The following is a 15,300-nucleotide window of genomic DNA, read 5'->3' on the forward strand; positions in this document are numbered from 1 at the left end:
TAAAGGAGCGTGGATATGTCGGAAGCATTACTAATAGTTGATGTGCAAGGTGGTTTTATCAACGATTTTACACATCATATTCCCCAAAGGATAGTTCAGCTAATTGAGCGCGATCGCTATTCACCAATTTTATTTACTAGATTTATTAATCAACCTGATGCGCCTTATAGTCGCTTCTTAGGTTGGGAAGGTTGTAATTGTGAACCAGAAACAAACATGGCTCCAGAATTAGAATCATTTGCAGAACAAGATTTGATATTTTCTAAGTTGGGTCTTTGTGGTTTACCTAATGAGTTAGCTGATTATTTGCAGCAGCAAAATATTAAAAGTTTGCTGATCGTTGGTATTGATACTGATATGTGTGTCTTAAAAATTGCGATGGATATTTTTGATCTTGGTATTGAACCCATTGTATTAACAGATTGCTGTGCTAGTACAGCAGGTTTACAAGCACATTTAGCAGGTTTAGCTGTGTTAAGCCGTAATATTGGTGCTACTAGATTGCGTGATGCTGGATTAGGCGGAGGAATGTTAGCTGCACCTTAAGAGAGGGAGGGGGGAGGAGAGAGGGGTAAGAATAGATTTTGAGATAAAGTTCGTGAGTAAAAGCTCATAGTTGTTTCTTGCATGAGTCAAATTTGAGAGAATTAACTACAGATGGATGCAGAGAAGTACAAATAAATATTAAAATAAATTTTAATTAAAAAAATTCTAATACAAGGCATTTATGGATTTTTGGTTTAAGGTAGATTGGTATAAACTTTTTATTCCTGGCAGTTCTTTTGCTGAGTTATTTATACGTGGCTCGCTGGTTTATTTTATGCTATTTGCGATTTTGCGTTTTCTGCCAAATCGACAAATAGGAGCAGTGGGAATTGCGGATTTGCTAGTAGTAATTTTGTTTGCAAATGCTGCTGAAAATGCTATGTCTAGCGATTATACTTCTATCACAGATGGAGCTTTGCTAGTTTCAACAATTATTTTTTGGAGTTACAGTTTAAATTGGTTAGGCTTTAAATTTCCACGCTTTCAACGTTGGTTGAATCCACCCCCAAAACCGTTAGTAACTCAAGGTCGTATGCTTCCTGAAAATATGGATGAAGAATTGTTAACTAAAGATGAGTTGATGCGGATGCTACGTCAACATGGTGTGCAAAAACTGGATGATGTTAAAGCTGCTTTTATGGAAGCTGATGGCAGTATTAGTGTAATTCCACAAGATACAAAGATACCTAAAGCTGTTGAAAAACAGACTTTATAGTTTTTGCGGATAAAAAAAATTATTTTCCTTCTCTCAAATTCCTTCAGCCTGAAGGCTGGCGCTATACAGACTAAGCCTGCCTACGCAGGCTTTTTTAATGCCCGCGCAGGCGGGCTTTGCTTGTATAGCTGCACCCTTGAGGGTGTCAGCGTTACTAGATCATTTCCTCATAGCACTTGACGTAAGTACATATATAGTGTTTGACTAAGATGAATATCAAAAAAATACACTATATATCGGTTGCCAGATTTAAGGTTGCCAGGAATTAATCTATATTTACACTTAACCCATCACTAAAATTTGCCAAATGGTTGCACAGCTAGAAACTCCTACTCTCGATCCTTGCCGCGTACCCTACACTGTTGAAGGATTGGTACAAGTATTTACCAGTTCTCACCGCAACTTTTTTACTAATGTAATGGCACAGGCGCTTAGAATTGCAGGACAGGGAACCTCAGTTCTAGTGGTGCAATTTCTCAAAGGCGGATTAAATCAGGGATATGAGCATCCAGTGCGCTTAGGGGAAAATTTAGTTTGGATGCGCTGTGATTTACCACGTTGTATTGATACGCCACAGTTAGATCCAGTTGAGGCAGAATCTTTGCGAGATTTGTGGAAATATACTCAAAAGGTGGTATTGGAGGGAGAATATTCTTTGGTTGTTCTAGATGAATTAAGCTTGGCGATTAATTTTGGTTTAATTCCCGAAGATGAGGTATTAAAGTTTTTAGAACTCCGCCCTAATCATGTAGATATTATTCTCACGGGGCAAGATATGCCACAGGCGCTTCTGGATGTAGCTGATCAAATTACGGAAATTCGCCGCAGTCACCGCCCTTAATTTATTGGGTGGGTAAAGAATTTGTAGCTGTAGCGACAGATGTAGGATTGAGGAGAAAGTAAGCTCCGCGTTGTGCGATCGCATTACTAAGATGAATTTGTTTTAAAGTAACTAAACCATCTTCTATAAAGGAATCTCTCACAAAGATACTTTCTCCTTTATTAAAGGGAGTTTCATAAAAAACTTCCCTTATTCCAGAAGAAATTATTAACTTTAGGCAGGACAAACAAGGTTCTAGAGTAACGTAAATACTAGCGCCAGTAGTAGCGATACCATGTTTAGCAGCTTGTGCGATCGCATTTGCTTCTGCGTGTACCGAACGCGATGGCATACTCTTACTAGCATCACAGCTACTCAAACCAGGATAACAATATCCTTGTGTCGTACAATGTACAGAACCAGATGGTGAGCCATTGTAACCCGTTGCTAATATCTGCCGATCTTTAACAATGACTGCACCAACTGGAAACGCCAAGCAAGTTGAGCGAGTTGCTGCCAACTTTGCCAACATCAGGAAATATTCATCCCATGTTGGTCTTTGAGAGGATTCGTCTAAATTGAATATAGTTTGCATGAATAGTTATTTTTAATTAAATCCTGTTGAGCCAAAACCATTATCTCCTCTCAAGGTTGAACTTAAACTTTCTACCTCTGTAACTTCAACTCTAATTACTGATGCAATTACCATTTGAGCAATTTTCATACCTTTAGTTACTTTAAAGGTATTTTTTCCATGATTGATTAAAATTACACCAATTTCTCCACGATACCCTTCATCAATAGTACCTGGAGTATTCAAGACAGTTATTTGATGCTTGAGAGCTAATCCACTCCTCGGACGAATTTGTGCTTCTGTTCCAGGCGGTAACTCGATTGAGATTCCAGTATGAATTAATTTACTATCTCCAGCAGTTATTTCTGTATCCTCAATAGAAAATAAATCCAGACCAGCATCATTGATATGTGCATAGCTGGGCGTTTCTGCTGAATCATTTAATTTTCTAATTTTGAGTTCCATTTTTTTCTAAGTTATAGCTAAAGTTAATAGCACTTGATAAATAATCAAATTATTTACCAGAATTGAGAGTATTAATTAAATTATCTTTTTTACGGTGCTAGTTTAGCTTTTCCTAAACGAGTATTTTCATACCACAGTGCAACTTCGGGAGTCCACTCTTTCACATGAGGCCACATTAGCTCACAAAGCTGTTGAATTTCTAACTGAGCATTTTTCTTGTTTCTAAGATCGCTGAAATGCAAGAAAGAACGTAAATTAAAACTAACTATAAAATGCTGGCGGTAATCAAAAGGAAGCTTACCTCTAGCGTGTTCTTCTGCCATACCAGCTTCAATATCAAGTTGGTATCTTTTAGCAGCTTCCAAGCACCATTTTAAATCGGCTTCTCTTTGCTCAGGTGAATAGTAATATTTCTTGCCTTGACGGTCAGAGTAATAGCCAACGGGACGAAGATAAAAAGCTTCTTCTATATCTTTCTTGCCTTCAACTATATCAATCATGTGTAAACCTGTATAGCGGAAGGAATTATGAACTACCATGCCATTAGCTACAAAGTTATGCCAATCTCCTTCTACCTCTAGGTCATAAGTCATTTGTTGACCTAAATATTCAACATTTTTAACTTCAACTGGATGAGCTTGAAGTTTATTGCCAAAGGGCTTAGGTTTTGGATGCCAGTTTTGAAGATCTAAAATTGGTTGATAAGATTTAGCAAATTTAGCTTCTTCGTTGTTGTGATGAATATAGGCGTGACAGTCTTTACATACAGTGATTAAGTTATCAAACTCATAGGCTAAGGATTCATCAGCGAAAACTGGAATTAAATGGTGAGCATGAAGATCTCCACCCCTCACTCCACATCGCTGACAAATGTAATTAAATTTTTGGTGAACTTGAGGAGCAGTTTGTCTTGTCCAAGCCCCTATAATTTCCCTATCAGTAGATGTACCACCTTTCCAAAAGTTAGACTCAGTTCCTCTTTTTGTATATTGTTTAGCATTATCTAACCGTTTCTGACGGCTTTCTTCTGAAAGATTAAGATGATAACCGCCTTTTCCTTTATTCCAAGGGTTTTTAGTTCCTGAAGGTCTTTTATTTAAAGACAATCCATAAGCATATACCCACTTTTTAATGGCTTCGATTGAACAACTAGCTAGTTCTGCCATCTCATCTGCATGGAGTCCTTTAGCTAAATGCTCTTCCAGCCAAACTTGATCCCGATAAAGAGCATCAGGTCTATAATTCCAAGGCTGATTACCTTTGCTGAATTTAGTATCTTTTAAAGGAATACCATTGCACATTACAGCGCAAGGCTTTTTCATGTCTAAAACCTTACCATCTGAAGCAGTTATTAAACCAACTGCCTCACCTAATGTTTGCCAACCTTCTGATGTAAATAGTCGATGATTAGCAGTGCATTTTAATGTTTTTCCATCTTCTAAAGTTACTCGGTAGATAGGTTGAACGCCACTGCACATTACATCTTTAATATGCCCTACTTCAAATAAATTAGTTTCTTCGTTAAGAACTCGTAAATTCATCTTGCGAATTCGTTTTTTACAATCACGACGATACTCGCCAGGTGGTTCACCATTCCTACCTTCAATTAATCTTTGGCGAATTGCTTTTTCGCCATTAGTCCAAAGATCATATAATTCTCCAAGAGTTTTCTTTAACTTTGTATTAGTCTCACCTTCACAGTTAACAAAAGTAATTTCTGTATCAGCAGCAAGGCATTGCACATCAAAGCTTACTCCTACTCGATGAGTACGCGCTTGTTGCATTACACTGTGAGGAAAATAGCCACAATTAAAGATAATTTGTGGGTGTTCTAGACATCCGTAATGTCCCCTATCTCCTGCTAATAAACGCTTAACAATAATCTCACCGCATTCTTGCTCTGATGGCCAGGAGTCGCGTTCGTCAAATACAAAAGCATTCGTATAATCTTGGTGTAATGCCGAATAAATCACCTGCTGAGGATTGGGTGTTTTGGCAATAACTTCTACTCGAAATCGATCCATTAGACGTTAGCAAGTGGTTGACGACGCTTATAGGGGTTCCGGTAATTTTGAAGATTTTTACAGGAAACCATAAAGCCTATCTAGTTTACTACGAAGACCACGATCTGCGTACATTAAAAAAGTTTTCTAGTAAATTTTGTAAAAAAGTATTATTACTCAGACGTAGGTTGTTCCACTCGGCGGCGGTTTGGGTAACGATTTCTGACAGGGTAGGGGAAATGTGGGGTAAGTCTGCGATCGCACTTATCTTTAATTTCTGTCGCATAGCTAATGCGATCGCACTAATCAACTCCCCCGCTTCTGCACCAATTATCACAGCACCTAAAATCTCACCATTTCGGCGCACCAGGATTTTACATAAACCTGTTGTTTCCCCCATGATTACAGCTTTACTAACACTCTGAAAATATTGCCGTAATACCATCACATCCTTACCATACCGCCTGATAGCTTGTGCCTCTGTCATCCCCACCCGCGCTAACTGAGGATCGGTAGATATTGCCCAAGGAATCCCACGATAATTTACTTTATAGATAGGAAAAAACAAAGCATTTTTTAAAGCAACTTTAGCTTCATAATCAGCAAGGAAGGCAAACTGATACCCCTTAATCACATCTCTACAGCCATAGATGCGGGGGTTAGTGGTTTGCAACTTTTCATTAAGCTGGATACCACGTCGATTAATCTTTACCCCAACACCCTCTAGGTTTAAACCTTCAATATTCGGCTGAGATCCCACTGCTAAAAATATTTCATCTACTTCTATAGCTTTATTACCAGCTAGCACCCACTTTTTATGATCAATTCGTTTGATGTGTTCTACCTTAGTTTCAGTCAGGATGCAGACACCTTCAGCTTCTAGTTGGGCTTGCACTAACTGAGATACTTCTACGTCTTCTTGAGGCAGGATACGCGCACCTCTAACTATTAGGGTCACGCTTGCACCCAACCGCACTAGAACTTGGGATATTTCAGTAGCAGCAGCGCCACTGCCTATAACTATCCAACTCTGGGGTAGTTTTTGGGGAAGTGACTGCTGAAAGTTTGCTGCGGTGAAATAACCAGTAGTTTCTAAACCATCAATATAGGGAATAACTGGACGAGAATTAGTGGCGATGAGATAATTACGGGCGCGTAAATGTCTATTTCTGACAACAAATGCCAGGTGAGGTTGACGGCAAAATTCACCATTTCCAGCAACAACATCAACGCCTAAAGATGCCAATACTGCTAGGGAATGCTGTTCTTCTATAGTAGAGACTACACCTTTAGCCCACTCCCAAGCTGCGGTAAGTTGATTGTGAGATAATGACTGAGATTTGTGGGAATAATCCTCTAGATAGATGCCGTAGTTAGCAGCATTATCAATTTTGTAAGCGAATTGTGCAACTTGAGTTAAAGCTTGGTTGTATATAGAACTAAGTTCTAGTTTCGTGGCATTTTCTAAGTTAGTTTTAAAATCAAGCTGAAGTGTTACCAGTGCTACACGGGCTTGCAAGCGGGCGGCGGCAACTGCGGCAGAGATAGCAGCAGTATTGTTGCCGATCACTACTAGGTCGAATTCAACTGCCATATTCTTGTTTATAGCTAGGATCGAGAATTGCAGCTAAACCTTGTAGTAAACGCTGATTCTCTGCAACAGAACGCACAGCCACCCTGAAATAGCGATCGCCTAATTCGGGAAAACTCAGACAATCGCGGATCAAAATCTTACTATGTTGGAGCAGTTGTTTCTGCACTTGTGAACTCGGTTTTTCTGTGCGAACCAATAAAAAATTAGCTGCACCTTTGTAGGGTTGCAGTCCTGGTAATTTGGTTAAACCTTCAAATAACTCTTGTCGAGTAGGTTCCAACCATTCCCAAGTTTGCTGTTGAAAGTCGGTATCTTGGATAACAGCCTCACCAGCCGCAGCAGCTAAGGTATTAACTGGCCAGGGGTCACGCCAGTTTTGCCAGCGTTGTAGGCGGTCAGGGTGAGCGATCGCATAACCTAACCGTAACCCTGGCAAGCTGTAAAATTTAGTGAGCGATCGCAAAATCACCAAATTCGGATAATCCTCTACCAGTGATATTAAGCTTTGTTGCTCCTGGGGTAGCAGAAAATCCATAAAAGCTTCATCCACCACCACCATTGCAAATTCTTCTAGGTAAGGCAGAATAGCTTCCTTACTAAAAAGTTGACCTGTAGGATTGTGTGGATTATTCAACAACAAACCGCTACGGCTGGGATTTAGAGATTTTAGCTTTTGGTTAATTAATCCCAAATCTAAAATCTCTGTTTCCAGATTCCTACCTGAGAAGGATGCAAAATCGGCAAGGGGACACTCAAGTACATTTGTATTAAACGTTTTGAGCGATCGCCAGTAATCACCAAAAGCCGGAGTAACCAAAGCAGTTACATCCAGCTTTGATAATTCCCAACCCGCCCAAGTTAATAACTCTGCTGAACCATTTCCAGGTAGCACCCAGTCAGGCGAGAGTTGATGCACTTGACCGAGTGCTGCACGTAAAGGGTAATAATCTGGGTTGGGATAAGCTGCCAGTGCCGTTAGATGCGATCGTATAGCGGCTAATGCCGATGGCGGAGGTCCCAACGGGTTGATACTGGCAGAAAAATCCACAATTAAGGAAGGGGAACAGCCCGCCAGCGCGGCTGCCCAGGCTAAATTTCCCCCATGTACAGGTCGATTCAAAATAAAATTCCGTCCTAGAAGAAAATTAATCTTCGCTAGGAGCGACTTTATCCTTAAACAACTTACCCGCAGAAAAAGCAGGAACCTTGGTGGCTGGAATGTCCATCTTCTCGCCAGTCTTAGGATTGCGACCCTCACGAGCTTTACGTTCTCGTGATTCAAAAGAGCCAAAGCCTACCAAGGTAACCTTATCGCCCTCAGAAACCGCTTCCATGATTGATTCCAAAGCAGCAGTCAACACAGCATCAGCTTGTTTTTTGGTAACAGTTGCCTTCTCAGCCACCTTATCTACTAATTCGCCTTTATTCATGAGAAATCTCCTAATGTGTACTGAACCGAGTAAAAAAATCGATCTGACGCTTCAGCATTGAAAGCTCAACAACTTATGGTAATAGCATTTCAATTTAAAATCGCTGAAACTCTCGCAGTATCGAAGTTTCACTGCAATATTCTAAGGTCTGCAAGCATGATATGGATCGTTGAAACCTTTAATTTATATTGATTTCCGTCTTTTTGGGTATTTAGATCACTATTTTTTACCTAAAAAGCCATTCGTAGAGACGTAGAATGATACATCTCTACATTATTTGTAGCTTTATAGTGATGAATTTTTTTAACAAAAGTTACGCAAAGATACCTCTAAATCCCCCTTTTTAACGGGGACTTTAAATCTTCCCCCTTAAAAAGCAGGGCTACTTCATTGTGACGAGATAAAATAATTTGGGTAGGATTGCCTGTAGAAGAGTGGAAAAATTCGGGAAATTTCTCCCCTCTGCTCCTCTGCTCCTCTGCCCCCCAAATTTTCTTTGACGAAACAAATTAGTGGCTACTTGCTGCTACCTTGGAGTAGAAGAACCAGGCTGTTGCAATATCTGACGCACCTCAGCACTAGGGTTGTAATTGTAGCCAAAGGATGAGCGATTGGAGTCATCCATAATTTGAGGCGTTAGCAACACAATTACCTCATTGCGCTGATTTGTTCGGTTAGTACTTCTAAACAACGCGCCTAGTATCGGAATATCTCCCAAAATCGGAACTTTGGTAACGGTTGTTTGGTCAGTTTCCTGAATAATGCCTGACATAATTAAAGTTTGTCCATCTCGCAATCGCAATTGCCCAGATTGAGCCGTCCGTTGTTGCAATAGCGTAATGGTGCCTTGAGGAGTTGCTACCGAACTTGCGGGTGCAGAGATAGTCGGATTAACGTTTAAAGTAACAAAACCGTTGTCATCAATTCTAGATACTTGAACATCAAGAATTAACCCAGCGTTTTTAATAATTGGCTCCTGAGTTGGAATAGAAACATTATTTACTACTTGGTAGGTGGTTCGGAACCCTCCTAATACTTCTTGTGATAGGTTGACAGTAGCTCTCTCTCCTTCTTGGAGTACCAAAGTTGGATCGGTTAATATCTTGGCGTTGCCACTTACAACTTGGGCTAGCAAGCTACCTACAAAATTACTTGAGGAATTGTTACCCCCAAAATTAATACTTGCTACGCCACCGTTAGCCCCGATTGAAGTGTTACCTAACCCAAATGAAAAACTTGTATTAAGGATATTAGAATTCAATAAATTGACATCAACAATTTTGACATTCACAGCTACTTGGCGCTTACGCATATCTAGCTGCGTTAATAATGCTGAAGCAAGCTCTACTTTTCGAGGTTCGCCAATTAAGGTAATAGTATTAAGACGCTCATCAGTTGTTAGGGCTAATCCCTTAAGTAGTAAACTTCCTGATTGCCCCTGCCCTCCCGTTTGAGCATCTGCGGCTGTCGCTACTCTGGTAATAGAATTTGCCGTATTAGTAATCTTTGCTATAGGCGCAAAACCAGTAGGGTCTGTTACACCCGTAACTGAAGTCGCAGTTGTTGCTTGCTGCTGTTCTGCGCCTTGAGCAAGCAAAGAACCCGCAGCTTGCCCTACGGTAACTTGATTGAGACGTAAGCTCCGAACAATAATATTGCGAACACCTTGAGGCAATTGCGTACCTACAAACAGCGTCCTTCCAATTCTGTTCGCTTGTAAACCAGAAAGAGCCAGAACGTAGTTGAAAACTTCTTGAACTGGTTCATTTTCTAAATTAAGAGAAATTGGAGCAAGTCCTGCTATTCCAGGCGTACCTGGCGCACCGCCAGTTGCAGCACCAGCATTACCTAAAGTAAAAGCGAGGTTAAGACCAGCAGAACGCGCCAATAACTCTAATACTTCTCTGACTGGAGCATCTTTTAAAACGAGTTTAGGTACACGCGCTGTTGTACCCAAATCTACCGCGTCAAAAGCGGCGTTAATATTGGAAACAGAAATATCACCTACTGGTGGTGCGATCGCTCTAGGTAATAATGGTGGTACTGGTGCTACAGGCTGAAAAGAACCCGCAGCCGGAGCAGGATTGCCTTGAATTATAATTTCAGGATTGGGAACTAAAACATCAGGTCTGACGGGGAAAGGTGTTGTTTGAGTTGGCGTTTGTGTTGGTGTCTGAGCCAAAATCTTTGTGCTATTAGCTCTTAAGCCTTGATTAAAGGCAGGAGGCAGTTGGTAAGCCGAGAAAGTTGTTTCCCTTGAAGTTTTAAGCAACAATTGCCCCTTGTTGAGCAAATCTCCCTTAGTTGAGTTCTCTTTTCCCAACCCTACCCCTACTTCGTCATCATCTTTAGCTGTCTGCGTTTCACTTGTTGGTATTAAGCTGAAGTTTTTGCTGTCAACCTCTACTGCTGAACTTTCTGATTTAATCTCTAGATTTGTAGGAATTAAATTAACTTCATTCGATGTCACTGGCATAGTATCTGCCCATCCTGGTTGTCCAGAGATAGCAACTACTATTCCTCCTACACAAATTCCACCTAATTTTTTAAGCTGTCTCACGTTTTTTTTCCTCACAATACACACCAACAAAAGTAATTTATAGAATTTACGCATATTTACCCAATATTGAGACTTTGGGGACTGGTAATTGGTGATTTGAAAAAAGCCTTAGTTTCTCTCTTATGAGGGAACCATTAACTTTTTCAACCTGCGTAAGTCCTAGTTGAATAAATAACTGGCATTATGCCTGAACATACAATAAGTTAGAACCAAACAACTAAGTTAGTTTTATTCCTTATTTTTTGGGTTGTGAAGCAGCAGCAGCAGCTTCTTCAGGGGTTAAGGGAATGATGGCATTAACTTTAAAAGTTGTTTTAATGTTAGTCGTTGGTTTTTCTTGAGGTATAACTTTACCTTGAAGATCGACCCTGACTTTTTGGGTTGACTTATCCAAGTCGGCTTTAAAATCTCTAATCAACAATAATTGTTCTAGCCGCTCAACGCTACGCAATATTGACTGAATTTGATCAAAGCTTCCTTCTAGTGAAACTGTTGCCCCCTGTTTTTTAACTTTATTGTCTAAATTTGCCCCTAATGAACCATCCTTGATTACACTCGCAAGAGGATCGAGTCTTTCTGGCTCAAATCCTTGCAAGCTGCCTTGCCTAGCATTAATAAAGCCATTAATATCAATTAATAAGGTATCTATTGTTTTTTCTTTAGCGAATAAAGCCAATACTTCTTGTTTCTGACGTTTGGCTAAATCAAGTTTTTGTTGAGCGTCATTAATTTTTTGTTGACTACCTTGCTTTTGTTGAATTTGAGCTTCTGTCTCATCAATCTTGGTTTGCAGTTCTTGATTACTTTGATAAGTAGGTAGTACTGTATTTGCAAATAGATAACCTGCGCCTAATAAACCTAAGATCGCAAAAATTGCACCCCCAATTATAGGAGTGAATGTAATGCCAAAGGCATTGGGATAACTGGGACCTTCTTGCAGATCTTGCTCTAAATTACCAGGGATAAATTCTTCAGTTTCCGTATAAGTCATTTCTCAATTACTCCTTTGTCCTGAAGGGTTCTAATTCTTGTTACTAACCCGACAGCGCCTTTACGCTCTAATTCTCTTAATAATTTGCCAGCAGTTACATCGTTGAGGTTTGCTTCAATTGTATACTGCACTACTTTGGGTAATTTAAATTCTAAATTACTTTCTTTTTCCTGTTTAGATTTTGGTAGTTCTATTTTTATAGGGCTATCAATCAGTTTGGCTGTAATTAACTGAGTTTGATTGTCCTGAAAAAAGGCTGACCTTTGCAAAGTTAATAAAAAATCGTTGACATCATTAAAAGAACGAGCAGTTCCTTGAATTTGGATTTTAGTTACAGGTTGTGGACTCGGTGGAGTAGCTGGTGCGCTGGCTGCTGGGGAAGCACTTGCACTTGGGGAAGCACTTGCACTTGGAGAAGCACTTGTACTTGGGGAAGCACTTGGAGAGGCGCTAACAATTGGTAGAGGAGCAGTAGCTGCTGTTTGTTGGATTGTATCAATTTGCACACCTGGAGGAATGCGATCGCGAATATCCTCTAAAATAGCCGACCAGGGCTTGATTTGATTGAATACAGTCGCTAAATCTTTTGTCTGTCCTGTAACTTGGGTAATTTCATCATTAATTTTTTTTACTTGATCATCTAATCCTTTTAAACGCGCTAGTTCTGTGTCTAAAGCAACTTGGCGCTCCTGCAATACGGTAGTTTGCTGTTGCAGAAACAGCCATAACCCACCTACCGCTCCTACCAGCAGCAAACCAACGCCCACCCCCAAAAATAGAGGTAGCATTTCTTTCGCTGATATATTGGCTGATTTGGTAGCACCTCCAGCAACCTTGGTTTCACTAGAGTCGCGGCGGTCTTTAATAAAATTAATATCTAAGCTATACATTAGTTCACACCTCCCGCAGTCCTAATCCCAATACCGTTCCTAAGCCTGGTCTCTGGAGTGCAGGAATTTCTTGATCTACCTGTAAACCAAGGGCTGCTACTGGGTCTATCTGAGTAGTAGGCACGCTTAACCTTTGTGTAAAGAATTCGTCAAGTTGTCCCATACCTGCTCCTGGCCCTGCCAACAACAACTGCGCGACTTCCAAATTTTCGCTTTGATTCAAATAAAAATCTATAGAGCGACGTAATTCATCAGTTAGTTCTCCTAAAACTCTTAAAAGAGCAGCCATACCAGGATTTATCCCAGTTGCGCCAGTGCGTACACTATCAACAGGGGAATTAGTCGGAATCGTCATTCCTTGTAAAAGATCGGTATTTCTTGACGTTGGTAGGTTCATGGCGCGGCTGAGGGCGTTCTGGAGTTGGTAAGTACCAATAGGAACAGTGCGATTAAATTGTGGAACGCCGTTGACGATAATGGCAATTTCAGTGCTATCAAACTCAATATCTACCAAGACGGCGGCTTCTTGAGAACCGAATTGCCGCAACTGCTCTCTAATTGTCCTAATTAGAGCAAAGCTGTTGATTTCTAATACATCTACCTGTAAGCCAGCTTGCTGAAATGTTTCTAGATAACTATCAGTAATTTCTTTTTTGGTGGCTACCAACAAAACTTGCACTTTTTCAATGCCGTCTTCATCCACAATTAAATCCAGTTTCTGATAATCGACATCAACTTCTTCTCTAGGATAAGGCAAATAAAGACCAGCTTCATGGTCGAGTACCATCTCCCTTAATTCTTTATCGTTCAATTCTGCTGGAACTGGGATGATCCTGATCACTGCTTCCCGCATCGGAACGGCAGTAGCTACTCGGTCTACTTTAATCTTACTCTCTGCCAATGTTGACTGAATTAGTTCTGCCAAGCCTGGTGAGTCTGTTATCTTGCCTTCTTGAATTAGCCCTTCAGGTATTTCTACTGAGGACAACATGGTTAGTTTAAATCCTTGACCTTGCTTACGGACTTGAGCAATATTAATCCGTTCGGGGGCAAGTTCTATACCAATTCCTTGACCTCTTCTGGGGATGAAACTTTTTAAACGGTTAAACATAGATGTTTTGATAATCCCTGAAGTTAAAAATTTGAATATAGGCGCTTATTGCTAGAATCGAGACCAACAAAGGAGCATCGTAATCAATGTAGCTTAGAATTAACGCCAATGGAGGGAAAGAGACATCTTTTGACACAGTGCGTGGCGACTCAATACAGTGTGTTCACGTGAAATTTTGGTTTTTGTGGGGTAAAGAAGTGCGATCGCATGACTGTTTTCTCTTGTACGATTAGTGACTGCGATCTTATATAGCCCAAAATCAATTGCAAGTTTACAAATCTATATGAAAAACTGGAAACGCTTAGGCATATTTGCTTTATTAGGGTTGTTGTTGAGTTGGGTAATTAGCTGTAGCCCTGGTTCTGCACCATCAAAAACTCCTGAAGTTGAGTTTTGGACTATGCAGCTACAACCTAAGTTTACTGATTATTTTAACAAGTTAATATCTACCTTTGAAGCGCAAAACCCTGGCATCAAGATTCGCTGGGTAGATATTCCTTGGTCAGCAATGGAGAGCAAAATTTTAGCGGCTGTTTCTGCAAAAACAGCGCCAGATGTAGTTAACTTAAACCCTAGTTTTGCTTCCCAACTAGCTGCCCGCAATGCTTGGTTAGATTTAGATACTAAAGTACCTGCGACGGCACGCCAAGAGTATTTACCTAATATTTGGGACGCTAGCACAATTAATGGCAAAAGCTTCGGTATTCCTTGGTATTTAACTACTGAAGTTACAATTTATAATACTGAGTTGTTGAAAAAAGCTGGCATTACTAAGCCACCTACAACTTATACAGAATTGGCGCAAGCAGCGAAGCAAATTAAAGATAAAACAGGTAAGTATGCTTTCTTTAGTACTTTTGTACCTCAAGATTCATCTGAGGTGCTGGAGTCATTTGTAAAGATGGGTGTTCCTCTACTTGATGATCAAGGTAAGGCAGCTTTTAACACTCCTGCTGGAAAGGATGTATTTCAATATTGGGTAGATTTGTATAAACAAGGACTATTACCCAGAGAAGTTCTAACTCAAGGACATCGACAAGCAATTGATCTTTACCAAGCTGGCGAATTAGCATTCCTTTCTTCTGGTGCAGAGTTTATTGATACGATCGCTAAAAATGCCCCTGATATTGCTAAATCTTCTGCTGTTGCACCTCAAATTACGGGGAAGACTAATAAGAAAAATGTCGCTGTGATGAATTTAATTATTCCACGCGATACAGATCAACCTGATGCTGCCCTTAAATTTGCTTTGTTTGTAACTAACACAGAAAATCAGTTAGCTTTTGCTAAAACTGGAAATGTTTTGCCTTCTACTGTTAAGGCAGTGCAAGAATATCAGACTCAAATTAAGAGTAATAGTCAAGCATTGCCAATAGAACAAGGTCGCTATGTTAGTGCAAATCAATTGTCACAGGCAGAAGTGTTAATTCCGGCGATGAAGGATGTTAATGTGTTGCAAAAAGCAATTTATGAAAATTTGCAGGCGGCAATGTTAGGGCAGAAATCTGTGGATCAAGCGGTTACAGATGCAGCCCAAAGTTGGAATCAAAAGTAAGAGAAAACCTAACCCCCTGCCCCCTCCTCTTAATAAGAGGAGGGGG

General features: G+C 40.3%; 14 protein-coding genes. 4 read left to right on the plus strand and 10 right to left on the minus strand.

Annotated features, from left to right (window positions below; genetic code table 11):
* Nucleotides 1-15 precede the first annotated feature (15 nt).
* From CRI9333_RS22720 to CRI9333_RS22730, 3 genes are all read left to right on the plus strand, one after another.
* Nucleotides 16-546, plus strand: coding sequence for a cysteine hydrolase family protein (locus CRI9333_RS22720; protein WP_015205504.1), 531 nt, complete (start codon nucleotides 16-18; stop codon nucleotides 544-546).
* Nucleotides 547-727: 181 nt separating this feature from the next.
* The gene (locus CRI9333_RS22725) at nucleotides 728-1,261 is read left to right on the plus strand and encodes a DUF421 domain-containing protein (protein ID WP_015205505.1); all 534 of its coding nucleotides are present in this window, start codon (nucleotides 728-730) and stop codon (nucleotides 1,259-1,261) included.
* A 307-nt stretch (nucleotides 1,262-1,568) separates the two neighbouring features.
* The gene (locus CRI9333_RS22730; protein ID WP_015205506.1) at nucleotides 1,569-2,102 is read left to right on the plus strand and encodes a P-loop NTPase family protein; all 534 of its coding nucleotides are present in this window, start codon (nucleotides 1,569-1,571) and stop codon (nucleotides 2,100-2,102) included.
* A gap of 1 nt (nucleotide 2,103) precedes the next feature.
* Here CRI9333_RS22730 and CRI9333_RS22735 read toward each other — a convergent pair whose 3' ends face one another.
* From CRI9333_RS22735 to pilM, 10 genes are all read right to left on the minus strand, one after another.
* Nucleotides 2,104-2,676, minus strand: a complete 573-nt coding sequence (locus CRI9333_RS22735) for a deoxycytidylate deaminase (RefSeq protein WP_015205507.1) — start codon at nucleotides 2,674-2,676, stop codon at nucleotides 2,104-2,106.
* A 12-nt stretch (nucleotides 2,677-2,688) separates the two neighbouring features.
* Nucleotides 2,689-3,120 (minus strand): dUTP diphosphatase, encoded by a 432-nt coding sequence (gene dut, locus CRI9333_RS22740; protein ID WP_015205508.1) that lies wholly within the window; start codon nucleotides 3,118-3,120, stop codon nucleotides 2,689-2,691.
* Nucleotides 3,121-3,209: 89 nt separating this feature from the next.
* Entirely contained in the window at nucleotides 3,210-5,144 is a 1,935-nt protein-coding gene (gene thyX / locus CRI9333_RS22745; protein ID WP_015205509.1) for an FAD-dependent thymidylate synthase, read from the minus strand.
* 88 nt (nucleotides 5,145-5,232) lie between these two features.
* Nucleotides 5,233-6,717: a dihydrolipoyl dehydrogenase family protein gene (locus tag CRI9333_RS22750; protein ID WP_015205510.1), complete on the minus strand. Its 1,485-nt coding sequence runs from the start codon at nucleotides 6,715-6,717 to the stop codon at nucleotides 5,233-5,235.
* Nucleotides 6,707-7,837: a threonine-phosphate decarboxylase CobD gene (cobD, locus tag CRI9333_RS22755; RefSeq protein WP_015205511.1), complete on the minus strand. Its 1,131-nt coding sequence runs from the start codon at nucleotides 7,835-7,837 to the stop codon at nucleotides 6,707-6,709. Before cobD ends, CRI9333_RS22750 begins: the two co-directional genes overlap by 11 nt.
* Nucleotides 7,838-7,862: 25 nt before the next feature.
* On the minus strand, nucleotides 7,863-8,147 hold the full coding sequence (locus CRI9333_RS22760; protein ID WP_015205512.1) for an HU family DNA-binding protein: 285 nt from the start codon (nucleotides 8,145-8,147) through the stop codon (nucleotides 7,863-7,865).
* A gap of 526 nt (nucleotides 8,148-8,673) precedes the next feature.
* The gene (locus tag CRI9333_RS22765; protein WP_041226165.1) at nucleotides 8,674-10,707 is read right to left on the minus strand and encodes a secretin and TonB N-terminal domain-containing protein; all 2,034 of its coding nucleotides are present in this window, start codon (nucleotides 10,705-10,707) and stop codon (nucleotides 8,674-8,676) included.
* Nucleotides 10,708-10,942: 235 nt separating this feature from the next.
* On the minus strand, nucleotides 10,943-11,698 hold the full coding sequence (locus CRI9333_RS22770; RefSeq protein WP_015205514.1) for a hypothetical protein: 756 nt from the start codon (nucleotides 11,696-11,698) through the stop codon (nucleotides 10,943-10,945).
* Complete coding sequence (locus tag CRI9333_RS22775; RefSeq protein ID WP_015205515.1) at nucleotides 11,695-12,588, minus strand: PilN domain-containing protein; 894 nt, start codon at nucleotides 12,586-12,588, stop codon at nucleotides 11,695-11,697. The genes CRI9333_RS22770 and CRI9333_RS22775 overlap by 4 nt, the downstream gene beginning before the upstream one ends.
* A gap of 4 nt (nucleotides 12,589-12,592) precedes the next feature.
* Nucleotides 12,593-13,699, minus strand: coding sequence for a type IV pilus assembly protein PilM (gene pilM / locus CRI9333_RS22780; RefSeq protein ID WP_015205516.1), 1,107 nt, complete (start codon nucleotides 13,697-13,699; stop codon nucleotides 12,593-12,595).
* Nucleotides 13,700-13,982: 283 nt separating this feature from the next.
* Between pilM and CRI9333_RS22785 the strand changes: the two genes are divergently transcribed.
* Nucleotides 13,983-15,254, plus strand: a complete 1,272-nt coding sequence (locus tag CRI9333_RS22785) for an ABC transporter substrate-binding protein (RefSeq protein WP_015205517.1) — start codon at nucleotides 13,983-13,985, stop codon at nucleotides 15,252-15,254.
* Nucleotides 15,255-15,300: the final 46 nt, after the last annotated feature.

The sequence above is a fragment of the Crinalium epipsammum PCC 9333 genome, assembly GCF_000317495.1.
GTDB lineage: Bacteria > Cyanobacteriota > Cyanobacteriia > Cyanobacteriales > PCC-9333 > Crinalium > Crinalium epipsammum.